21 protein-coding genes and 1 tRNA gene are annotated in these 21,083 nt (G+C 36.3%); 8 read left to right on the forward strand and 14 right to left on the reverse strand.

Features of this window, described 5'->3' with window-relative positions:
• Positions 1–242 precede the first annotated feature (242 nt).
• From AEQU1_RS12775 to AEQU1_RS12795, 5 genes are all read right to left on the reverse strand, one after another.
• Positions 243–908, reverse strand: coding sequence for a response regulator transcription factor (locus AEQU1_RS12775; RefSeq protein ID WP_111881703.1), 666 nt, complete (start codon positions 906–908; stop codon positions 243–245).
• Between the two features lie 2 nt (positions 909–910).
• Positions 911–2,500 (reverse strand): tetratricopeptide repeat protein, encoded by a 1,590-nt coding sequence (locus AEQU1_RS12780; protein ID WP_111881705.1) that lies wholly within the window; start codon positions 2,498–2,500, stop codon positions 911–913.
• Positions 2,501–2,648: 148 nt separating this feature from the next.
• Positions 2,649–3,086, reverse strand: a complete 438-nt coding sequence (locus AEQU1_RS12785; RefSeq protein ID WP_111881707.1) for a hypothetical protein — start codon at positions 3,084–3,086, stop codon at positions 2,649–2,651.
• A 144-nt stretch (positions 3,087–3,230) separates the two neighbouring features.
• The gene (locus tag AEQU1_RS12790) at positions 3,231–4,244 is read right to left on the reverse strand and encodes a tyrosine-type recombinase/integrase (RefSeq protein ID WP_181566770.1); all 1,014 of its coding nucleotides are present in this window, start codon (positions 4,242–4,244) and stop codon (positions 3,231–3,233) included.
• Positions 4,245–4,376: 132 nt separating this feature from the next.
• Positions 4,377–4,449: transfer RNA gene (locus AEQU1_RS12795), tRNA-Lys, on the reverse strand.
• 205 nt (positions 4,450–4,654) lie between these two features.
• Here AEQU1_RS12795 and AEQU1_RS12800 point away from each other — a divergent pair.
• Positions 4,655–5,176 carry a shikimate kinase gene (locus tag AEQU1_RS12800; protein WP_111881710.1) on the forward strand — a complete coding sequence of 174 codons (522 nt, stop codon included), beginning with the start codon at positions 4,655–4,657 and terminating at the stop codon, positions 5,174–5,176.
• On the opposite strand, the gene AEQU1_RS12805 is transcribed toward AEQU1_RS12800, so the two are convergent.
• Together AEQU1_RS12805 and AEQU1_RS12810 are read right to left on the reverse strand one after the other, a co-directional pair.
• On the reverse strand, positions 5,168–5,671 hold the full coding sequence (locus AEQU1_RS12805) for a phosphoribosyltransferase family protein (RefSeq protein ID WP_111881711.1): 504 nt from the start codon (positions 5,669–5,671) through the stop codon (positions 5,168–5,170). The genes AEQU1_RS12800 and AEQU1_RS12805 overlap by 9 nt on opposite strands.
• Positions 5,672–5,698: 27 nt before the next feature.
• Entirely contained in the window at positions 5,699–6,085 is a 387-nt protein-coding gene (locus tag AEQU1_RS12810) for an RNA-binding S4 domain-containing protein (protein ID WP_111881713.1), read from the reverse strand.
• Between the two features lie 77 nt (positions 6,086–6,162).
• Between AEQU1_RS12810 and AEQU1_RS12815 the strand changes: the two genes are divergently transcribed.
• Positions 6,163–7,083, forward strand: a complete 921-nt coding sequence (locus tag AEQU1_RS12815) for an FKBP-type peptidyl-prolyl cis-trans isomerase (RefSeq protein ID WP_146743753.1) — start codon at positions 6,163–6,165, stop codon at positions 7,081–7,083.
• A gap of 76 nt (positions 7,084–7,159) precedes the next feature.
• Here the strand turns inward: AEQU1_RS12815 and AEQU1_RS12820 are convergent, their stop codons facing one another.
• Together AEQU1_RS12820 and AEQU1_RS12825 are read right to left on the reverse strand one after the other, a co-directional pair.
• Positions 7,160–8,113, reverse strand: a complete 954-nt coding sequence (locus AEQU1_RS12820; protein WP_111881716.1) for a transketolase family protein — start codon at positions 8,111–8,113, stop codon at positions 7,160–7,162.
• A 17-nt stretch (positions 8,114–8,130) separates the two neighbouring features.
• Positions 8,131–8,976, reverse strand: a complete 846-nt coding sequence (locus AEQU1_RS12825) for a transketolase (RefSeq protein WP_111881718.1) — start codon at positions 8,974–8,976, stop codon at positions 8,131–8,133.
• A 177-nt stretch (positions 8,977–9,153) separates the two neighbouring features.
• Here AEQU1_RS12825 and tgt point away from each other — a divergent pair, with 177 nt between their 5' ends.
• The 6 genes from tgt (at position 9,154) to AEQU1_RS12855 (ending at position 16,339) form a co-directional block, all read left to right on the forward strand.
• A complete protein-coding gene (gene tgt, locus AEQU1_RS12830; RefSeq protein ID WP_111881720.1) occupies positions 9,154–10,284 on the forward strand; it encodes a tRNA guanosine(34) transglycosylase Tgt in 1,131 nt (376 codons plus the stop codon).
• Position 10,285: 1 nt separating this feature from the next.
• Positions 10,286–11,365: an LptF/LptG family permease gene (locus tag AEQU1_RS12835; protein ID WP_111881721.1), complete on the forward strand. Its 1,080-nt coding sequence runs from the start codon at positions 10,286–10,288 to the stop codon at positions 11,363–11,365.
• Complete coding sequence (locus tag AEQU1_RS12840; protein WP_111881723.1) at positions 11,352–12,254, forward strand: DMT family transporter; 903 nt, start codon at positions 11,352–11,354, stop codon at positions 12,252–12,254. Before AEQU1_RS12835 ends, AEQU1_RS12840 begins: the two co-directional genes overlap by 14 nt.
• Before the next feature lie 51 nt (positions 12,255–12,305).
• Positions 12,306–13,259, forward strand: a complete 954-nt coding sequence (locus AEQU1_RS12845) for an acetyl-CoA carboxylase carboxyltransferase subunit alpha (RefSeq protein ID WP_111881724.1) — start codon at positions 12,306–12,308, stop codon at positions 13,257–13,259.
• Positions 13,260–13,427: 168 nt separating this feature from the next.
• Positions 13,428–14,981 carry a replicative DNA helicase gene (gene dnaB, locus AEQU1_RS12850; RefSeq protein ID WP_111881726.1) on the forward strand — a complete coding sequence of 518 codons (1,554 nt, stop codon included), beginning with the start codon at positions 13,428–13,430 and terminating at the stop codon, positions 14,979–14,981.
• Positions 14,982–15,079: 98 nt separating this feature from the next.
• Complete coding sequence (locus AEQU1_RS12855; protein WP_111881727.1) at positions 15,080–16,339, forward strand: asparagine synthetase B; 1,260 nt, start codon at positions 15,080–15,082, stop codon at positions 16,337–16,339.
• Here AEQU1_RS12855 and AEQU1_RS12860 read toward each other — a convergent pair.
• The 5 genes from AEQU1_RS12860 to thrS form a co-directional block, all read right to left on the reverse strand.
• On the reverse strand, positions 16,336–17,283 hold the full coding sequence (locus tag AEQU1_RS12860) for an OmpA family protein (RefSeq protein WP_111881729.1): 948 nt from the start codon (positions 17,281–17,283) through the stop codon (positions 16,336–16,338). The genes AEQU1_RS12855 and AEQU1_RS12860 overlap by 4 nt on opposite strands.
• 112 nt (positions 17,284–17,395) lie before the next feature.
• A complete protein-coding gene (gene rplT, locus AEQU1_RS12865; protein ID WP_111881730.1) occupies positions 17,396–17,740 on the reverse strand; it encodes a 50S ribosomal protein L20 in 345 nt (114 codons plus the stop codon).
• 97 nt (positions 17,741–17,837) lie between these two features.
• A complete protein-coding gene (rpmI, locus tag AEQU1_RS12870) occupies positions 17,838–18,035 on the reverse strand; it encodes a 50S ribosomal protein L35 (protein WP_111844725.1) in 198 nt (65 codons plus the stop codon).
• Positions 18,036–18,100: 65 nt separating this feature from the next.
• Entirely contained in the window at positions 18,101–18,613 is a 513-nt protein-coding gene (gene infC / locus AEQU1_RS12875) for a translation initiation factor IF-3 (protein ID WP_258455299.1), read from the reverse strand.
• A 58-nt stretch (positions 18,614–18,671) separates the two neighbouring features.
• Positions 18,672–20,618, reverse strand: coding sequence for a threonine--tRNA ligase (thrS, locus tag AEQU1_RS12880; RefSeq protein WP_111881734.1), 1,947 nt, complete (start codon positions 20,616–20,618; stop codon positions 18,672–18,674).
• Between the last annotated feature and the right edge of the window lie 465 nt (positions 20,619–21,083).

Below are 21,083 nucleotides of genomic sequence, written 5' to 3' on the forward strand. Positions count from 1 at the left end.
TCATGACCCAAAACAGAACAACTAAGAAATTGAATTTCTCCCCTTAAAGCCAATTTAAAACCTTCTGAAAAATAAAACCGTCCTACCCAAACAGTAGAACGGTTTTTGGAAACATGGCAAAACAATTCTCCCCAGAATATGAATTGTTATTTCCAGTACAAAGTACGGGAGCTATTTACCCATTTCTTTACGGGATTCCGTAAAGCGATGATTATTTTCAGGCTAAAACCTAAAGCTCTTCATTAAATTAACCCTAAATCTTTCACCATTGCCACCAGATGGATGGCATTTTTGGCTTTAAAGTGAACGCAAAGTTTCCCCACCCGCTTTTCTACGGAACTTAAACTATTAGGCTGAATATTTACATTCCTAAAATAATCACTGATTTCTTTTTGTGACAAACCGTTTGCCAGTTGTGCCATTAAGGCAATATCATAATCTTCTATAACAGGGGTAGACTTTCTAGAGAGTGCATTTTCAACTTGGGGGGATAGATAGGTTTCTCCCTCAAAAACTTTATGTATTGCAGTCTTCAATTCTTCAAGTCCCTTTCTGCCTTTACATACGTAGCCGTTTAACTTGTGATTCATAACAAGGGAGCGCACCCGCTGTAATCGGTCTTCTACGGAATAGGCTATAATAGGTAATTCGGGATGTTTGTATTTTAGTGTGGCTATTAGTTCTTCCCCAGACGAAAAAGTTTGCTCCCTAAAATCAGGAATATAGGAGAGATCTGTTATTAACAAATCAAAGGGAGCTTCCTCCAATTTTGCCTTTTCTATTTTTAGGAAAGCATCATCACAATACACAACTTCGGTAATAGCTTCAATCTTTAAAGCTTGCAATACAGCTATTACTCCCTGGTTAATACAATCGAGGTCGTCTGAAATTAGCACTTTCTTAAACATACTCAAATAATTATAGTTGCTTTAAACCCTTTATTTGGTTCTGATTCAAAAGTAATCGTTCCGTTTATTGCTTTTATGCGGGATTCCGCATTCTGAAGTCCATTGCTCGTTTTTAATATACCACCCTTTCCATTATCGGCATATTTGATGGCAATACCTTTTCCTTTTTGCTCGAAATTCAGTACCACGGTAGTGGCGTTACTGTGCTTTGCCATATTCGTCATCAACTCCTGCAATACCCTAAAGAGATTGGTTTTTTTAATAGCAGTTACCATGCTCCAATCAATGGGGGAGCTATCTCTTCGGATTACAGATACATTTTCGTTTTCATAACCCAACAACAAATCAGACAAGATTTCCTGAAAATTTTCAACATCAATGGCACTGTTTTCCTTGGAAATATCGCGGCTCTTGCTATAAATGGATTCGAGATCGTCTAGAATTTCATCTTTTTCGGCAGGCTTGCTCTGTAGTTTCGCCATCAGTCTGTACACATCGTTTGCAACTTCGTCGTGTACTTTTTTGGAGATACGCTTTTCAGTTGTATGTACCTGCTTGATCTTCTCCTGTTTGTGCTTGTTCCTTATTGTGAAATAAAGAACAATACTCACCAAAAACCCTACTATAGCCAATGCCAATATCGAGATGGTCCACGTTTTCTGCTTTTCTTTCTCCAATTGGGCAGCAAGGGTATTTTTGCGTTCCTTCTCCACATTGTATTTCATAAAAGCATTCTTATTCTCTGCCAGTTGTTTTTCCTTGGTAATGCTATCGGTTATTTTTTCAAACTGTACTACTCTTGGGTCAGGGCTCATACTTACAAAAAGCGAAAGGGCATCTTCTAAAAAGGATAGGCTGTTAATGTTATTCGCTATCTCATATCCTTTGTTTGCAAATTCCAATGCCTGCTTAGTATCACCTTGGTCAAAATAATAGTGCGCCAGACTTTTATAGCTGGAATATTTGCCCTGCATATCGTTTTCGAGTTCCCTGAGTTCCAACGCCTGCTGCATATTTGCCAGAGCCTCCTCACTGTTCCCAATTTTAGCCTGTGCCACGCCTTTATTGTTCAATACCCTAGCATAGGCCATTGTGTTTTCCTTTAGCCCTCTTTTTATCAAGGCAAGGTCAAACTGTTCCAAGGCTTTTTCATAGCGGCCCATATCCATATATACATTGCCGGTATTATTTAAAAGAGTAAGGCTGTCATTTCTATTTGAAGAGAATTTTAAGGCATTGGTGTAGGCTTTAATAGTTTCTTCATATCTGTAGGTAGACCGGTAAATTTTGCCCAACTGATTATAAAGTCCTTTTTTGGCATCAACTAAAGTATCTGCATGAAAGGATGTATCAATTAATTCAAAGGCTTCCACAGTTGCTGCTTCACTTTCATAGCTATTTCCCATTTCAAACTCAGCAATGGCAATCATCCGTAAGTCCTGGATAGCCTCATAGGTGTTCTTGCCTTTTAGGTGCTTTTGTTTTAAACGGGTATAATAACTAATTGCATTAGGGAAATCTGAGCTGTGCTGCGGATTTACAATATGATTGAAGTGGTAAGTAGTACTGTCAATTTTATATTGAGCAGTCATTTTTCGTGGTAAAATGATTAATACAAGACAAAAAAATAGGAATGAAAATTGGGGCTTCTTCATTCCTCAAAAATAGGAACTAATTTTTGGAAATTGTTAGATGCTGACATCATTTCCAATTATTCTGCTTGTATAGATGATTTATTTTTTAAATACACAATAACATCAATACAGCAACAGGAACCGCATCTGTTATAGTATAAATAACTGTGTTGTAATCCCCTTTTCCCATCCTTAAATAGGTGCCATCCCAAGTGTACAGTACTGTGTTGTATTCCCCTTTTCCTTCTCGAATATATTTTCCATCCCAAGTAAGGAGTACAGTATTATATGCACCCTTTCCCTGCCGAAGGTAATGTCCATCCCACGTATATAAAACTGTATTGTAGGCTCCCTTTCCCAAACGGATATATTGCTCATCTATCGTATAGAGCACCGTATTGTAACTTCCTTTTCCCTGTCTTAAATATGTCCCATCCCAAGTATATAGTACCTCATTGTAAATGCCTTTCCCTTGGCGAATATAATTTTGACTGAATAACGCTCTAGTAATAAAAAAGAATAGCAATAAGAATTTTACTCTCATAAAATTTATTTTCAAATAAGATACAACTTTATTAATACTTCATTGGTCCAACCTAAGGCAGCGTTTAGTAGTTGGCAATAAATTATAAACCATTAATTTTTTCTGTTTACTCTAGCATTGCTTCCCATTCTTCCATAAATTCATTTAAATATGCTTGTGCAGTCTCGAAGTTGGCATATTACCATCATCGTCCTTAATATCATCCGACTTCTTAACCAGTCTCGACCACCGTCTTGTTATTTGTGATGATGATATCGGTTTAATACCTGGTTTAAGACCTTTTGAAAACAAATAGCTATTTGGTTTTGTATTTTCTAGAAGTTCATTCCATAGCGGAATAACTTCTTTCAAAATAACCTTAGTTACCTCATGTGGATTACTACCTTTCGCGATAGTCGTGTTGTATTCTTGATTTTCAATATCTACATCTTTTGCTTGTACACGAAATAGTTCGGTAGTTCTCGCCCCCGAAAAGAGAAATATTCTCGCATATCTCCAAAACTCGTAATGGTTTACGTATAGATGTTTCATTACTGCTTTGTGATGCTCGGATGATAATATCTCACGTTGTTTTTTAATAATCTTGCGTTTCCGAATATCCCGAACTATGTTATGTTCACAGCATTCATATTCGACGAGTTCGCCAAACAAACTCGATAGAAACGATAAATATTTGTTGAAGTAATTATCTGGTAAATTACAGGACTCGAGCAATTGTTTCAATTGTCGCCGTGTCAACTGTTCAATGACGACCTTCCGTAAACCCAACTTCGCCACCTTTTTTTCAAGGCGATTGATACAAATCCCCAATTCTTTTCGATGTTTTTTTGTACATCTTATTTTAGAGGCAGCGATTCTAAAAGCCGATATGAAATCCAAATATGGGTGTAAATCAGCATTTATGTCGACGGGGCTCACAAAAGTTTTGGTGAAGGGATTATATCCACTCTTATTATTTTCAATTTCGTCTTCGATAAGCCCCTGGGTTATGGCTCTTCGATCTTCTAAGTTATTAAACTCATTCATCCCCTTTATAGCCACTAACTTTCTTTTCTCGTTATTTGCGGAGTAGAAATAATATTGAATTTGCCAATTCTTTTTTAGGAGCGTTGCACCTCCGCTTTTCCAATTTTTTGGGTTGACTGATGGGGTGCTCATAGAGCAACCATTTGGTAGAGAAATCTTACTTGCCATAATTATTAGCTATTATATTAACGTCTGTTAAATAGTATAGGTAATAATGAACATGAAAAAAGCCGAAAATTACTGTTTACGTAACTTTCGGCTTTGTGACCTGGCTGGGGCTCGAACCCAGGACCACCTCCTTAAAAGGGAGGTGCTCTACCAACTGAGCTACCAGGTCTTCCTTTGAATGCGGGTGCAAATATACTATCATTAAATTAATTTTTCAAAACGAAAATCAATTAAATTTGATAAAAATTTAAAACTCTTGAAAAACAGGGGTTCACGAATATAATTTTTGTTCAGAAATCCGTGTTTTATTGAAATTTTGTAAAAAAGTGTTAGTTTTTATTTCTTAAAAAGGTAAAATTTGTAATTTGAAAAGTATGAAAATAGTTTTGATTGGATATATGGGTAGCGGAAAATCTTCTGTTGGAAAAAAATTAGCAGCGGTTCTTGGATTCACTTTTAAAGATCTTGATTCAATTATTGAAAATCAAGAGAGTTGTAGCATAACAGAAATCTTTTCAAAAAAAGGTGAAATCTATTTTAGAAAAATTGAAAACGAAATACTTAAAACAACGCTTTCAGTACCAGGCAATCTCATTTTGGCTACCGGAGGTGGAACGCCCTGTTATGCAGATTCAATGAGTTTTATGACTGAAACGAAAGATGTAGTTACACTATATTTAAAAACACCTCTAGATGTTTTGAGCACAAGACTATTTAATGAAAAATTGAAACGCCCTTTGTTAGTTCATCTAAAGCGTGAAGAAGAACTAAATGATTTTATAAGAAAACATCTTTTTGAAAGAGCATTTTATTATAATCAAGCAAACGTGATTATTGATAACGGTTCGGGAAATATAGCTGACACTGTAGAAAAAATAATATTGAAATTATTCTAAAACAGCCCTGTCATTGTTTTTTTCAAAGATTACTGCTACGTTTTCGTTTAAGGAAGTTGACAATGAAATTCCTTTAAAGTCAGCTTTTATAGGATACTTCTTGTGATTTCTGTCTACAAGTACAGCGGTTTTAAATTGTTTCAACGGTACCTCCAAGAAATGTTTAACACCATAGATTAGCGTAGTTCCTGAGTGCAACACGTCATCTACCAACAATAGCGACTTGTTACTGTAATCCTCCTTTTTCAATGATGTCTTTATTTCATTTGTTGGATTTTTTTTGTCTATAACTACTTCGCAAAGCATAACTTTTATTGGTGAAATTTTCTCTACTTCCGTTTTTATTTTTTTTGCAAGTAGAAAGCCATTATCCATGATTCCTGCTATTACAACTTGTGTTTCATCAACGTTGCTTTCATATATTTGATAGGCAATCCTTTTTATTTTGTGCGCTATCTGTTTTTTGTCAAGGATTACTGTGCTTGTGTCTTGCATTTTCAAATGTTTTTCTAAATATAGTTATTAAGCTTCTGTTTCTCCATCTGGGGTTTCGGTAAAATCATCCAGATCTCGGCGGTCTTTTTTGGTCGGCCTGCCAACCCCCTTTTTTCTATAATAAGTCTTGGCGTATTGTAGCATTTCATTGGTTTCAAAAGCTTCTTTTGGCGTTGTGTCTTTTCTGTAAATATCCACAAGTTTTGCACCTACACGACTTGGAGGTAAATCTAAGACTTCAAGTTCATAGTTTATTTGTTCTTTGCGCAGCGTTATTTTATCTCCTGGGTAAACATCGCGTGAAGGTTTTACAATAGCACCATTTACACGTACAGAACCTTTTTTGCAAGCCTGCGTTGCAATATTTCTGGTTTTTAAATACCGAACGCACCATAAATATTTATCAATTCTCATAATTATTATCCCAAAAACAACGTTAATGTGTTATACAAAAATAGCGGAAAATTGTATCTTGCGCCCACAAAAAATTGATGATGATAAAAATTAAATATGCATTTGCCTTATTAGTTTTAATGCTCACTATTACAGTTTCCTGTAAAAAGGATGATTCTGTAACTCCGCCAATACCTCCAAGAGATCGTGGAGAAGAAGCTATACGTGCGCAAGCTGAAATTGAAGAGTTTTTGGAAACCCATTTTTATAATTATGAAGAATTTCAAGCTGATCCTGAAAATTTTCATATGAAGTTTGATACAATTGCTGGAGATAATGCCTTAAAGACCCCATTAATGGAGCAGGTAGATTTTATAGAGGTTGATGATGTAGTGGATACCGATGTTAGTTATAAGCTTTACTATTTAAACGTACGTGAAGGTGAGGGTGAGGTACCAAATTTTCCAGATTATACTTTTAATACCTACGAAGGAAGGTTAATGAACCTAGATTTATTTGACAGCTCTGTAATACCTGTTAGATTCAATTTGGTAGATACTCCTACATCGCCTGGAATAATTAGGGGATTGCAGCAAGCTATTATAAAATTTAGAGGCGCTTCTAATATTATAACTAATCCTGATGGTACCCTTACTTTTGAAGGGTATGGAATTGGAGCAGTTTTTATTCCTTCAGGTTTAGCTTATTATCAATACCCAACTGCTACGGGAGGCTTAAATGCTTATGATCAACTTATTTTTTCATTTGAATTATTCGACTCAGAAGTAGCAGATCATGATGAAGATGGTATTCCTTCTTATATGGAAGATCTTAATGGTAATGGCTACTTAATTGATGATGACACTGATGGAGATGACATTCCAAATTATTTGGATGCCGATGACGATGGTGATGGAAGGCTAACAAAATTTGAAATAGAAGTAGATGGAAATGGAAACATTACTTTCCCCGATGTGGATGGTGATGGAACTCCAGATTATTTAGATTCTGATAGTTAATATTTAGAAATATTTATTAAGTGAAAAAGCCCCGAACTCTATAGTTCGGGGCTTTTTTAATGTTGAATTTTTAGATTTATTTACGGGCAATTACTTTTTCTACAGCTCTTACAATTGCTGAAGCATTCAAGCCGTATTTGTCCATCAATTGCTCTGGAGTTCCAGATTCACCAAATGTATCTTGAGTGGCTATAAATTCTTGAGGGGCGGGATGTTTTGTAGAAAGTAAGCGAGCTACACTTTCTCCTAAACCACCCAAGAAGTTGTGTTCTTCTGCAGTTACCACATAACCTGTTTTTTTGACGCTTTTTAATATTGCTTCATCATCTAAAGGTTTTATGGTGTGAATGTTTATTACATCTGCTGTAATTCCGTTTTCGTTTAGTGTTTCAGCAGCTTGCAATGCTTCCCAAACCAAATGGCCAGTGGCTATAATTGTTACATCGCTACCTTCCTGTAATTGAACGGCTTTTCCTATTTGGAAATTCTGGTCGGCGGGAGTGAAGTTTGCAACTTTCGGCCTTCCAAAACGAAGATAAACAGGGCCTTCGTAATCGGCAATTGCAATGGTTGCGGCTTTGGTTTGATTATAATCGCACGTGTTGATTACAGTCATTCCAGGAAGCATCTTCATCAATCCAATATCTTCCAAAATTTGATGTGTTGCGCCGTCTTCACCCAAGGTTAAACCCGCATGCGAAGCACATATTTTCACGTTTTTACCACTATACGCAACGCTTTGGCGAATTTGATCATAAACTCTTCCTGTAGAAAAATTAGCAAAAGTTCCAGTAAAAGGAATTTTTCCGCCAATAGTTAACCCTGCTGCAATTCCAATCATATTGGCTTCAGCAATTCCTATTTGGAAGAAACGTTCGGGATGGTTTTCTTTGAATTCATCCATTTTAAGCGAACCGGTAAGATCTGCGCAAAGGGCTACTACATTTTTGTTTTTCTTTCCAAGTTCCGTTAATCCATCTCCAAAACCTGAACGTGTATCTTTTTTGCCTGTATCTGTGTATTTTTTCATCTGAACTATTTTCAATTTTAATAATCTCCCAAGGTTACAGGATTTTGTGCTAGTGCATTTTCCAATTGTTCGTCATTTGGAGCTTTTCCGTGCCAGTCGTGGGTGTACATCATAAAATCAACACCATTGCCCATTACGGTATGCAGCAAAACACAAATAGGCTTTCCATTGCCCGTTTTTTCTTTTGCCTTTTTCATTCCATCAACAATTGATTTTAAATCGTTTCCTTTTTCAATATCCATTACATCCCAGCCGAAAGCTTCAAATTTTGCTTTTAAATTTCCCATTGGAAGGACGTTGTTTGTAGAACCATCAATTTGCTGTCCGTTTAAATCTATGGTTACAATCAAGTTGTCCACATTATTTCCAGCAGCATACATTATTGCCTCCCAGTTTTGGCCTTCCTGTAGTTCGCCATCACCACAAAGGGTGTAGATTAAATGCTTATCCTTGTTGAGTTTTTTGGCTAATGCAGCTCCAATAGAAACTGAAATGCCTTGCCCCAAAGAACCTGAAGCAATGCGAATACCTGGCAAACCTTCGTGCGTTGTTGGATGGCCTTGTAAACGAGAGTTTAAAAGACGGAAGGTATTCAATTCTTCCACTGGAAAATATCCAGCTCGTGCCAAAACGCTGTAAAACACTGGAGAAATGTGTCCGTTTGAAAGGAAGAAAAGGTCTTCTCCAATTCCATCCATTGTGAAGTTTTCATTGCGTTCCATCAATTCATTGTAGAGCGCAACAAAATATTCGGTACAACCCAGTGAACCTCCAGGGTGGCCGGAATTTACTTTATGTACTTGTCGTAAAATATCTCTTCGGACTTGAACCACCAAATCATCGAGTGCTTTGTAATCTGCCATAATTAGTTTTAATTTTCAGTGTCAAAAGTAAAGCATTCAGCGAGCCGTTCAAAGTTGAAACGTATGCTTTTATTAACGATTTGAGAGTTTTGTTAACATACTTAAAAATTCAGAAATCAGAAATCAGAATTCCGAATTAATAACTGTTATCTTTGCGCCCTCAATAAAAATTGCTGCATGCACTTTAAATTAGAAGCCACAGATTTACAAAGCAGCGCGCGCGCTGCAACAATTACTACAGATCACGGGGTGATTGAAACTCCAATATTTATGCCCGTTGGCACGGTTGGTACCGTAAAAGGTGTACATCAGCGTGAACTTAAGGAAGACATTAACCCAGACATTATTCTTGGGAATACCTATCATTTATATCTTCGGCCGCAAACACCAATTCTCGAAAAAGCGGGCGGACTTCATAAATTTATGAACTGGGATCGAAATATTCTTACTGACAGTGGCGGTTATCAAGTTTATTCACTTTCAGCAAATAGAAAAATTAAAGAGGAAGGGGTAAAATTTAAAAGTCATATAGACGGCAGTTATCACGTTTTCACACCGGAAAATGTAATGGAAATACAACGCAGTATTGGCGCAGATATAATAATGGCTTTTGATGAATGCACGCCCTATCCCTGTGAATATAATTATGCAAAACGCTCTATGCACATGACCCACCGTTGGTTAGATCGCTGCATAAAACATTTAGAAAAAACACCCTTAAAGTATGATTATGGGCAGACTTTTTTTCCAATTATACAGGGAAGTACGTATAAAGATTTAAGAAAACAATCTGCTGAATATATTGCTTCAGTAGGAGCAGAGGGTAATGCTATTGGTGGACTTTCCGTTGGGGAACCAGCTGATGAAATGTATGAAATGACTGCAGTGGTTACTGAAATTCTTCCGAAAGACAAACCGCGTTATTTGATGGGTGTGGGAACACCCGTGAATCTTTTGGAAAATATTGCACTGGGTATTGATATGTTTGATTGTGTGATGCCAACCAGAAACGGTAGAAACGGAATGCTTTTCACTTCCGAAGGAACTATAAATATTAAAAATAAAAAATGGGAAATGGATCTTTCAGCCATTGATCCTATGGGAATTACCTGGGTGGATACTGATTACAGTAAGGCTTATCTTCGTCATTTGTTTACGGTAAATGAAATGCTTGGAAGGCAAATAGCAACAATTCACAATCTAGGTTTCTATTTGTGGTTGGTTCGTGAAGCCAGAAAACATATATTAGCGGGTACTTTCACCGACTGGAAAAACGTGATGGTCAAAAAAATGGATCAAAGATTGTAAGATGCTCAGTATACTGGACAGATACATATTAAAGAAATATTTAGGCACTTTTTCGCTGCTTTTACTACTTTTCATACCTATTGGAATTACCGTCCATTTAGCAGAAAAGATAGACAAAATATTAGAAAACGAAGTGCCTTTAACAGAGGTGATGATCTATCTCTATAATTTCACTATCTATTTTGCAAACCTACTTTTCCCATTATTTCTTTTTCTATCGGTTATTTGGTTTACTTCAAAACTGGCCAATAATACAGAGGTAATAGCCTTTTTAAGTAGTGGAGTTTCTTATTACAGATTTCTGCGACCCTATATTATTGGTGCCACCATTGTTTGTATTGCAGCACTTATTTTCAGCATGTATTTGGCGCCAAAGGCTAGCAAAGGTTTTAATGAATTTTCCTATAATTATTTAAAAAAAGGAAAACAGGATAGAGACCAAAGTAATGTTTACACGCAGATAAATGATAACGACTACATTTACGTAAGCTACTTTAACGTTACTGATAAAATAGGTAGTAATTTCACTTTGGAACATTTTGAAGGTAACAAGATGACCTATAAAATTTCGGCAGGACAGATTAAATACAACGAAAAGGACAGCACCTACTCTTTGTTTAATTATAATAAAAGAAAAATAGGCGAGAATCAGGATATATTGGAAAGTAAGCCTAAACTAGATACTGTTTTTTCCTTTGACTTGGAAGATTTAACCCCTGTAACTTACATTGCAGAAACGCTGAATTTTACCGAACTAAATGACTTTATTAAAAAAGAGAAGGCTAGAGGGTCATCTTATATAAACCGTTATGAGGTAGTGCGCTACAAACGCTGGAGCTTACCTGTTTCGGCATATATACTTACAATAATTGCAGTTGCTGTTTCCTCTGTAAAAAGACGTGGCGGTATGGGAATTAACCTTGCTATTGGTATAAGCATCGGGATGGTATTTATATTTTTTGATAAAATTTTTGGAACTATGGCTGAACAAAGTGATTTTTCTCCTTTTATAGCAACCTGGTTTCCTAATTTTGTTTTTGCAATATTGGCAATCTATCTTTTAAGAAATGCGAAACGATAAGCTCCTCAACTATCTCCATCTCCATTTTATAGTTTTTATTTGGGGTTTTACAGCCGTATTGGGCGCCTTGATTTCTTTGGAAGCCATTCCATTGGTTTGGTACCGAATGCTCTTAGCTTCCATAATAATTTTTGTATTTCTGAAATTTAGAAAAGAGAAATTAAAGTTTTCGCTGAAAACCTTAGGAGGATTTGCCTTGGCGGGAATTATTATCGCTTTGCACTGGTTAACATTTTTTGGAGCTATCAAAGCATCTAATGTTTCAGTTACCCTTGCAGTACTCTCAACGGGAGCATTTTTTGCTTCAATATTGGAGCCGCTGTTTTACAAAAGAAAAGTAATAGTATACGAAGTTTTATTTGGACTCATTGTAGTTGTGGGCCTTTATATAATTTTTGATGTAGAGTCTTCCTATACTTTAGGAATTATTTTGGCTCTGATTTCAGCATTTTTGAGTGCACTATTTTCTGTAATCAATGGAAAATTCGTACTTAAAAATAAAGCATCTGTAATTTCATTTTACGAGTTGATGTTTGGCGTTTTAGGTATTACAATTTATTTAGCTTTTTCGGGAAAATTTACGGTAGAATTTTTTACTGTTTCTGCTCACGACTGGATATATTTAATAATATTGGCTTCTGCTTGTACTGCCTATGCTTTTATAGCATCAATACACGTAATGAAATGGATAAGTCCATACACCGTAATGCTTACAATAAATATGGAACCTGTGTACGGTATCATTTTGGCTCTTATTGTTTTAGGCGATTCTGAAAACATGAGCCCTCAGTTTTATTATGGAGCAGTAATTATATTGCTTACAGTTGTAGCGAATGGAATCATTAAAATTACACAGGAAAGAAAACGACGAAGATTGTCTAACACCTAAAACAAAATTTTATCTTTGTACACCAACCTTTATAAAACGAAGGAAAAAATTATGGAATATCTTGATTTTGAACTCCCTATAAAAGAATTGCAGGAACAATATGAAAAAGCCTGCCTAATTGGTACTGAAAGTAATGTTGATGTAACCAATACTTGCAAACAGATTGAAAAAAAACTGAACGACACTAAAAAAGATATATATAAAAATCTTACGCCATGGCAGCGAGTGCAACTTTCGCGTCATCCAGATCGTCCATATACAATGGATTATATAAAAGCCATTTGTGGAGATTCATTTTTAGAACTCCACGGTGATAGAGGGTTTAAGGATGATAAAGCAATGGTTGGTGGCCTCGGAAAAATAGGCGACCAAAGCTATATGTTTGTGGGTCAGCAGAAAGGCTACAATACAAAAACCCGCCAATTCAGAAATTTTGGAATGGCAAATCCCGAAGGTTACAGAAAGGCATTGCGATTGATGAAATCTGCTGAAAAGTTTAATGTGCCTGTAGTTTGTTTTGTGGACACTCCCGGAGCATTTCCAGGTTTGGAAGCAGAAGAAAGAGGACAAGGCGAAGCTATTGCCCGAAATATTTTAGAAATGACACGACTAAAGGTGCCCATTATTGTTATAATAATAGGCGAAGGAGCAAGCGGCGGAGCTCTAGGAATAGGTGTTGGCGATAAAGTCTTGATGCTAGAAAATACTTGGTATTCTGTAATTTCTCCAGAAAGTTGCTCTTCTATATTATGGAGAAGTTGGGAATTTAAAGAACAAGCAGCCGAAGCTTTAAAACTAACTGCTATAGATATGAAAAAACTAACTCTAATTGATGAAATTGTAAAGGAACCTTTAGGGGGGGCTCACAGCAATCGTGAAAAAACTTTTACAACGGTCGCTGGCGCAATAGAAAAGTCATATAAAACTTTAAAAATGTTATCCCCATCAGATCTTGTCAATAAAAGAATGGATAAATATTTGGCTATGGGCGAGTTCAAAAGTTAGAACTAACTATAGCGTATCATACCGTAAATCCGAAGCGAGAGCCTCGGATTTTTTTGCGGGTTATTAACAATATTTTCGAGTTTTCAACAGTTCAATTGTTGATGAACGGTTAATATAGAACAACATAAAACCAATACTTGCTCTTAACATTTTCTTTACATTCGCTTCATGGAAAAAATCAAACCTCAAACCAGTTTTTCAACCCGTACTTCGCAGGTTATATCGCTTGAAAAAGGCAAAATACCTCCGCAAGCTATTGATTTAGAGGAGGTTGTACTTGGCGCTTTGATGATTGATAAAAAAGGAGTAGATGAAGTAATAGATATCCTACATCCAGAAGTTTTTTATAAACAGGCGCATCAACATATTTTTGAAGCCATCCACGATCTATTCGAAGATAGCCAACCTGTGGACTTATTAACCGTTTCAACACAACTTAAGAGACAAGGGAAAATTGATTTAGTTGGAGGTGAATTTTATTTAATTCAATTAACCCAAAAAGTATCTTCATCGGCACATATTGAATTTCACGCGCGCATCATTCTTCAAAAATATATTCAAAGAAGTTTGATAAAAATTTCAAACGAAATAATTGAAGATTCCTATAATGAAAGCACGGACGTTTTTGATCTTTTAGATACTGCAGAAGCAAAATTATATGAAGTAACACAAGGAAACATAAAACGGTCTTCAGAAACTGCCCAGAATCTTGTAATTCAAGCAAAGAAAAGAATTGAAGAAATAGCGAATAAGGAAGGACTTTCAGGAGTTCCGTCTGGATTTACCAAACTGGATAATCTTACTTCTGGCTGGCAACCTAGTGATTTAATTATCATTGCAGCGCGTCCTGGTATGGGTAAAACAGCATTAACGTTGTCCATGGCTAGAAATATGGCTGTTGAGCACAATATTCCTGTAGCTTTTTTCTCTTTGGAAATGTCTTCGGTGCAACTTATAACACGTTTAATATCCTCAGAAACTCAGTTGAGTTCAGAAAAATTGCGTACTGGAAATCTCGAAAAGCACGAGTGGGAGCAGTTAAATGTAAAAGTAAAAGGTCTTGAAAAAGCACCACTTTTTATTGATGATACACCTTCACTTTCTATTTTTGATTTGCGGGCAAAGGCAAGAAGACTTTCTTCACAACATGGCATTAAGCTAATAATTGTAGATTACTTGCAATTAATGACTGCTGGAGGAAGCCAAAAAGGAGGCAACAGGGAACAAGAGATTTCTACTATTTCCCGAAACTTAAAAGCATTGGCGAAGGAATTAAGTATTCCTGTAATTGCACTTTCACAGTTATCTCGTGCCGTTGAGACACGTGGCGGCAGTAAAAGACCATTACTGTCAGATCTTCGTGAGTCTGGAGCAATTGAACAGGATGCAGATATCGTGTCCTTTATTTATCGTCCAGAGTATTATAAAATTGATGAATGGGATGATGAGGAACACACTCCAACGGCAGGCCAGGCTGAACTTATAATTGCCAAGCACCGTAACGGTGGCTTAGATGAAATACGTCTCAAATTCGTTGGTAATTTAGGTAAATTTGATAATCTTGAAACTTTTGACATTCCCACTGAAATTCATTCTAGAATGAACGATGCTGCTAATGATGATACTTTTAAGACCAAAAATTTACCATCAGCAAATGAAGCTTTTGGAAGTTCCATGAATGATGATTTTTCTGCAGATGATGATAATGATGTTCCCTTTTAATTAATATTTCATGTTGAACACTGTGTAAAGGTCTTTGTTTCCAACTATATTTTTTCATATCTAAAACATGGCTTAAAAATTGTCGTTATATTCGCATGATGACACGTTTTATTCTAATCATATTTTTACTCCTTTTTTCAATAAAAGCTTCAGCTTCGTATATTCTAATTCCAATGGATGCCGATAGCCAGAAAGAACATTTAAAAGCTTACGGAATTACCTATTGGATTTTGGAAAAGCAACAAAAAGTGAAATGGTTGCTTAACTATCGCGGTGGTTCTTTCTTAATGCCCGATTCTCCCGAAATTCAAAAGGAATGCCAGATTCGTGGAGTTTCCTTTGAAGTGATTTCCGATAGTAAAACCGAACAAATACTTACCGATATAAGCAGTCCCTCCAAAAATATGGACGCGGTGGTTCTTGAAAAAGCGCCCAAAATTGCAGTCTATTCCCCAAAAGGAAACCTTCCGTGGGATGATGCCGTGACTATGGTTTTGACGTATGCCGAAATTCCATACACCGTAATTTATGACGAAGAAGTTTTAGGAGATCAGTTGATTCTTTACGACTGGCTGCATTTGCACCACGAAGATTTTACCGGACAATACGGAAAATTCTACCGTGCCTATCGTTCCGCACCTTGGTATATTGAAGAGAAGAATAAAGCTGAAGCACTTGCAACAAAACTTGGTTATAATAAGGTTTCCGAAGAAAAACTAGACGTTGCAAAAAAAATCCGCGATTATGTAATTGGTGGAGGGTTTATGTTTGCAATGTGCAGCGCAACTGATAGTTTTGACATTGCCCTTTCTGCAGAAGGTGTCGATATTTGTGAACCTATGTTTGATGGTGATCCGAGTGAACCAGGATACCAAAGTAAAATTAATTATAACCAAACCTTTGCTTTTAAAGACTATATTTTGGAGCGAAGCCCAATGGTTTATGAGTTTTCAAGTATTGATATGACCGAAAAACGCCGAATTTCAAAGGAAAGCGACTACTTTACACTAATGGATTATTCAGCAAAATGGGATCCGATTCCGACAATGCTTTGCCAAAATCATACTTCTTTGGTAAAGGGATTTATGGGACAGACCACTTCTTTTGACCCAGATGAAATTAAAAGCAATGTTTTGGTAATGGGAGAGAATAAGAGTAACGGTGAGGCACGTTACATTCACGGAATAAAAGGGAAGGGTTTCTTTACTTTTTACGGTGGCCACGACCCAGAAGATTATCAACATAGAGTAGGGGATGCCAAAACTGAATTGGCGTTACATCCCAATTCTCCAGGTTATAGACTTATTTTAAATAACGTTTTATTCCCTGCTGCAAAAAAGAAAAAGCAAAAAACTTAATGTTGTTCTATGCTTTCATAGTAATCCTTTGGTGGTAAAACGGTAATTTCCACCCTTCTGTTTTTTTGTTTGTTTTCTTCAGTATCATTTGGAACACGTGGTTTACTTTCACCGAAAGGTTTTATTTCGAATTCATACAATGGATTTTCACCAAAAAATTCAATCAATCTATTCTTTACTGAAATACATCTATTTTCAGACAGTATCATATTAGAAGTATCATCTCCGTCACTATCGGTATGGCCTTGAATCAATATTGTTGCTTTGTCAATTTTTTGGATGAATGTTGTGAGGGAATCAATACTCTTTTTAGCTGTTTCCTTTAAATTGTATTTTGCTGCATCAAATAAAACGTCAGCATCAATAGTTAGTTTTATTACGCTGTTTATAGCTCCGATTGCGTCAATATCCGCACCAGCGCTTTTACTTTTACAGAGATCTTTTAAATCTGTAATACGCAGAAAATAGAAAACAGTTTCTTCATCAATTCCTGCCTTACTTAAATCTATTGAAGACTTTCCACCTGCAATTTTCCCTGCATATACCCAATCTGTACCATTTTGTGAAATCTCTACTTTAGCCGGTTCTTGAGATGGTCCAACTTCAAAAAGGTAAAGATCATCGCCGGGCAGGTTCATAAAACCATTGTCAGTAAATTCAACAGTCAAACTTCCACCGCAGCCTAGGGAAATGAAGTTTGGGGTTTGATAATTTTTATAGTTTGGTTCGTGTAGGCATTGCGTACTGTCTCTATATTTTTGAATGGGAGCTGGCAACCCAACTTTGTATTCTAGAAGTTTATCGGCAAATGAAATCTTTCCTAAGGGAAGATAAATAGATTCATATCTATCAATTCTATATCGTTTTCCAGTTCCTTTTTGCGCGAGAAGAGCCCCTTCCGAAATAAAAAGGATTATAAAAAGAAGAATTACGGAACGAAGCATTTGTCTGTTTTTAACGAAGATACAGAAACTTCTTTAGTTGAAAATTTCGCATAAAAAAAACCGCTTCATAGCTGAAGCGGTTTTTAGGCGAAATAATTAGTTTATAAATGTCTTATTTTACTTTGTTTATTATTGCGGCAAAAGCCTCTGGGTGGTTCATCGCCAAATCTGCCAAAACCTTACGGTTAAGTTCGATTCCACTATTTTTTAAACTTCCCATAAATTGCGAATAAGACATTCCATGCTGTCTTGCACCCGCGTTGATACGGGTAATCCATAAGGATCTGAAATTTCTCTTTTTGGTACGACGGTCACGGTATGAATAAAGCATTGCTTTATCCACGGCATTTTTAGCAACTGTCCATACGTTTTTACGTCTTCCAAAGTAACCTTTGGCTTGTTTAAGAACCTTTTTTCTGCGGGCTCTCTTCGCAACTGAATTTACTGATCTTGGCATAATTTTGTTTTTTTTGTAGCAGGCGATTCATATTACTGAATACTTTTATTGCACTACTCCAGGGTTTAAATAAATTGTTTTAACCGGTTAAGCGGTATTACTTCAATCGAAGCATTTGCTTAACATTGCTTTCGTCGGCCTTGTCTACCAACCCATCATGGGTCAGTGCAAGTTTGCGTTTTTTGCTCTTCTTTGTTAAGATGTGGCTTTTAAACGCATGCTTTCTTTTAATTTTACCTGTACCTGTAAGCTTAAAACGCTTTTTAGCACTGGATTTTGTTTTTTGTTTCGGCATGTTTCCTGCTTTTTATTTATTATTTCGCTTTATTGTAAACTTCGGTTTTTATAAAAACTGAAGTATCATTTCTTTTTAGGGGCAATGAACATAATCATTCGCTTGCCTTCTAGTTTTGGCATTTGCTCTACTTTTCCGAATTCTTCAAGATCTCGGGCAAGACGCAAAAGCAAAATTTCACCTTGGTCTTTGTAAATGATAGAACGTCCTTTAAAGAAAACATACGCTTTCAATTTTGAACCTTCTTGCAAAAACTTTTCGCCGTGTTTCTTTTTAAAATCATAATCGTGATCATCCGTATTTGGGCCAAACCTGATTTCCTTAATGGTAACCTTGGTTGCTTTTGCCTTTAGGACTTTTTCACGTTTTTTCTGTTCGTAAACAAACTTTTTATAGTCTATTACTTTACAAACTGGAGGGTTTGCATTTGGTGAAATTTCAACGAGATCTAGTTCTTGCTCTTCGGCAAATTCACGCGCTTTTTTTAAAGGATAAACTCCTATTTCAACATTTTCTCCTACAAGACGTACTTCTTCCGCACGAATCTTTCCATTGATTCTGTGTTGATCTTCCTTAATTACCCTTGCAGGGCCTCTACTTCTTTTTCTTCGTATTGCTATGGCTTACTAATTTTAGTTAAACATTAAATTCTTTTAATTCGTCTTTTACAGCTTGTTGAATCAATTCTGAAAAGGATTCTGGTGTCATTGTACCCAAATCACCTTCACCGTGTTTACGTACAGAAATCGTTCCATCTTTTTCTTCTTGCTCCCCAACAATCAGCATATACGGGATTTTGTTCATTTCAGCCTCCCTAATTTTCTTGCCAATTGTTTCGTTTCTATTGTCAACAAGGGCGCGAATTTCGTCATTTTCAAGCAAATTTAAAACTTTTTGGGAGTATTTTTCATATTTTTCACTTAATGATAAAATACTCACCTGTTCGGGCATCAACCAAAGTGGAAAGTTTCCTCCGGTGTGTTCCAAAAGAATTGCTATAAAGCGTTCCATACTTCCAAAAGGTGCACGGTGAATCATTACTGGGCGATGCATCTCGTTGTCGCTACCTTTGTATTCCAATTCAAATCGTTCTGGAAGGTTGTAATCCACTTGAATTGTTCCTAATTGCCAGCTTCTTCCTAAGGCATCTTTTACCATAAAGTCTAATTTCGGGCCGTAAAAAGCAGCTTCGCCATATTCAATTTTATAATCAAGTGCTTTTGATTCTGCGGCGCTTATAATTGCTTTTTCAGCTTTCTCCCAGTTTTCAAGACTTCCTATATACTTTTCCGGTTTTTCTGGATCGCGTAAAGAAACTTGCGTATAAAAATTTTCGAAACCTAAAGAGCCGAAAACATACAAAACCAAATCAATCACTTTTTTGAACTCGTCATCCAATTGGTCGGGAGTACAGAAAATATGTGCGTCATCTTGAGTAAAACCGCGAACACGAGTCAATCCATGAAGCTCACCGCTTTGTTCATAGCGATAAACGGTTCCGAATTCTGCAAAACGTTTCGGTAAATCTTTATATGACCATGGTTTACTATTGTATATTTCGCAGTGGTGTGGACAATTCATAGGTTTCAATAGAAACTCTTCGCCTTCGTTTGGAGTTTTTATAGACTGAAAACTGTCTGCTCCATATTTTGCGTAATGTCCAGAAGTAACATACAGTTCCTTTTGACCAATATGAGGCGTAATAACCATTTCGTATCCAGCTTTTTTCTGGGCTTTTTTTAGAAAATTTTCAAGTCTTTCTCTTAGAGCGGCTCCTTTTGGTAGCCAAAGGGGGAGACCTTGTCCAACTTTTTGTGAGAAAGTGAAAAGCTCCAGTTCCTTCCCGAGCTTTCTATGGTCACGTTGTTTGGCTTGTTCTAATAATTCCAGATACTCAGTTAAGTTTTTTTGCTTCGGAAAACTGATTCCGTATATACGTGTAAGTTGTTTGTTCTTTTCATCACCTCTCCAATAAGCTCCGGCAATGCTCATTAATTTAATAGCTTTTACAATTCCGGTATTGGGAATATGTCCGCCTCGGCATAGATCTGTAAATGTATCGTGGTCGCAGAAAGTAATTGTTCCGTCTTCTAAATTCTCAATCAGTTCAACTTTATATTCATTGCCTTGTTTTTTGTAATACTCCAAAGCATCTGCTTTTGAAGATTCACGGATGGAAAACTCAAACTTTCCGCGAGCAATTTGCACCATCTTATCTTCGATCTCTTTTAAGTCTTTTTCTGAAATGGTTTTGTCGCCAAAATCAACATCGTAATAAAAACCATTTTCGATTGCTGGGCCTATAGTCAATTTGACTCCAGGGTACAATTGTTCCAAAGCTTGAGCAAGAATATGTGCAGAAGAATGCCAGAAAGCTTTTTTCCCCTCATCATTATTCCACGTATATAATACAAGGCTTCCATCTTCCGTTAAAGGTGTGGTTGTTTCAACATTTACATTATTAAAGGATGCCGAAATAACATTGCGTGCGAATCCCTCACTAATACTTTTGGCTACATCCATAGGTGTAACTCCTGCATCAAAATGCTTTACACTTCCGTCTGGTAGGGTAATGGCTATCATATACTGAAAAATTTTAGGGTGCAAAGATACTATTAGTTTCGACGGTTTGCAATATTGACTTTATGGTATTCTTATTTCTTTTAGTAATATGATAAAGAAGTATTTTAAAGTTTATTTGTAGTAAGGGCTAGGGTTTCAACTGATATTTTCCAATGGTTTCAACTATCTTTTTAGAAATAGCATATATATTAAGGTATAAAAAGTTCTAAATTTATTTTTTAGCTAAGTCATAGCTTTTCAAATGCTTAGTTAATTGCCAAAAAAATAATTCAAAATAAACGCCAATTAAGTTTGTGGGATTGAAAAAGCGATCTATATTTGCACCCGCTAAAAAGAACAACTAGAGGTGTTCGGAAAAGCAAAAAACAACGGTCTTAAATTTTTTTTGAAATATTTTTTAAAAAGTATTGCAGGATTAAAAAAGAGTTGTACATTTGCACCCGCTTAGAGATATAGGCACGGTCT

The sequence above is a fragment of the Aequorivita sp. CIP111184 genome, assembly GCF_900489465.1.
GTDB lineage: Bacteria > Bacteroidota > Bacteroidia > Flavobacteriales > Flavobacteriaceae > Aequorivita.

What these genes read in the sequence shown, in the direction of transcription:
- AEQU1_RS12775 (WP_111881703.1), bottom strand. Translation starts at nt 908, where the DNA reads ATGTTTAAGAAAGTGCTAATTTCAGACGACCTCGATTGTATTAACCAG.
- AEQU1_RS12780 (WP_111881705.1), bottom strand. Translation starts at nt 2,500, where the DNA reads ATGACTGCTCAATATAAAATTGACAGTACTACTTACCACTTCAATCAT.
- AEQU1_RS12785 (WP_111881707.1), bottom strand. Translation starts at nt 3,086, where the DNA reads ATGAGAGTAAAATTCTTATTGCTATTCTTTTTTATTACTAGAGCGTTA.
- AEQU1_RS12790 (WP_181566770.1), bottom strand. Translation starts at nt 4,244, where the DNA reads ATGAGCACCCCATCAGTCAACCCAAAAAATTGGAAAAGCGGAGGTGCA.
- AEQU1_RS12800 (WP_111881710.1), top strand. Translation starts at nt 4,655, where the DNA reads ATGAAAATAGTTTTGATTGGATATATGGGTAGCGGAAAATCTTCTGTT.
- AEQU1_RS12805 (WP_111881711.1), bottom strand. Translation starts at nt 5,671, where the DNA reads ATGCAAGACACAAGCACAGTAATCCTTGACAAAAAACAGATAGCGCAC.
- AEQU1_RS12810 (WP_111881713.1), bottom strand. Translation starts at nt 6,085, where the DNA reads ATGAGAATTGATAAATATTTATGGTGCGTTCGGTATTTAAAAACCAGA.
- AEQU1_RS12815 (WP_146743753.1), top strand. Translation starts at nt 6,163, where the DNA reads ATGATGATAAAAATTAAATATGCATTTGCCTTATTAGTTTTAATGCTC.
- AEQU1_RS12820 (WP_111881716.1), bottom strand. Translation starts at nt 8,113, where the DNA reads ATGAAAAAATACACAGATACAGGCAAAAAAGATACACGTTCAGGTTTT.
- AEQU1_RS12825 (WP_111881718.1), bottom strand. Translation starts at nt 8,976, where the DNA reads ATGGCAGATTACAAAGCACTCGATGATTTGGTGGTTCAAGTCCGAAGA.
- tgt (WP_111881720.1), top strand. Translation starts at nt 9,154, where the DNA reads ATGCACTTTAAATTAGAAGCCACAGATTTACAAAGCAGCGCGCGCGCT.
- AEQU1_RS12835 (WP_111881721.1), top strand. Translation starts at nt 10,286, where the DNA reads ATGCTCAGTATACTGGACAGATACATATTAAAGAAATATTTAGGCACT.
- AEQU1_RS12840 (WP_111881723.1), top strand. Translation starts at nt 11,352, where the DNA reads ATGCGAAACGATAAGCTCCTCAACTATCTCCATCTCCATTTTATAGTT.
- AEQU1_RS12845 (WP_111881724.1), top strand. Translation starts at nt 12,306, where the DNA reads ATGGAATATCTTGATTTTGAACTCCCTATAAAAGAATTGCAGGAACAA.
- dnaB (WP_111881726.1), top strand. Translation starts at nt 13,428, where the DNA reads ATGGAAAAAATCAAACCTCAAACCAGTTTTTCAACCCGTACTTCGCAG.
- AEQU1_RS12855 (WP_111881727.1), top strand. Translation starts at nt 15,080, where the DNA reads ATGACACGTTTTATTCTAATCATATTTTTACTCCTTTTTTCAATAAAA.
- AEQU1_RS12860 (WP_111881729.1), bottom strand. Translation starts at nt 17,283, where the DNA reads ATGCTTCGTTCCGTAATTCTTCTTTTTATAATCCTTTTTATTTCGGAA.
- rplT (WP_111881730.1), bottom strand. Translation starts at nt 17,740, where the DNA reads ATGCCAAGATCAGTAAATTCAGTTGCGAAGAGAGCCCGCAGAAAAAAG.
- rpmI (WP_111844725.1), bottom strand. Translation starts at nt 18,035, where the DNA reads ATGCCGAAACAAAAAACAAAATCCAGTGCTAAAAAGCGTTTTAAGCTT.
- thrS (WP_111881734.1), bottom strand. Translation starts at nt 20,618, where the DNA reads ATGATAGCCATTACCCTACCAGACGGAAGTGTAAAGCATTTTGATGCA.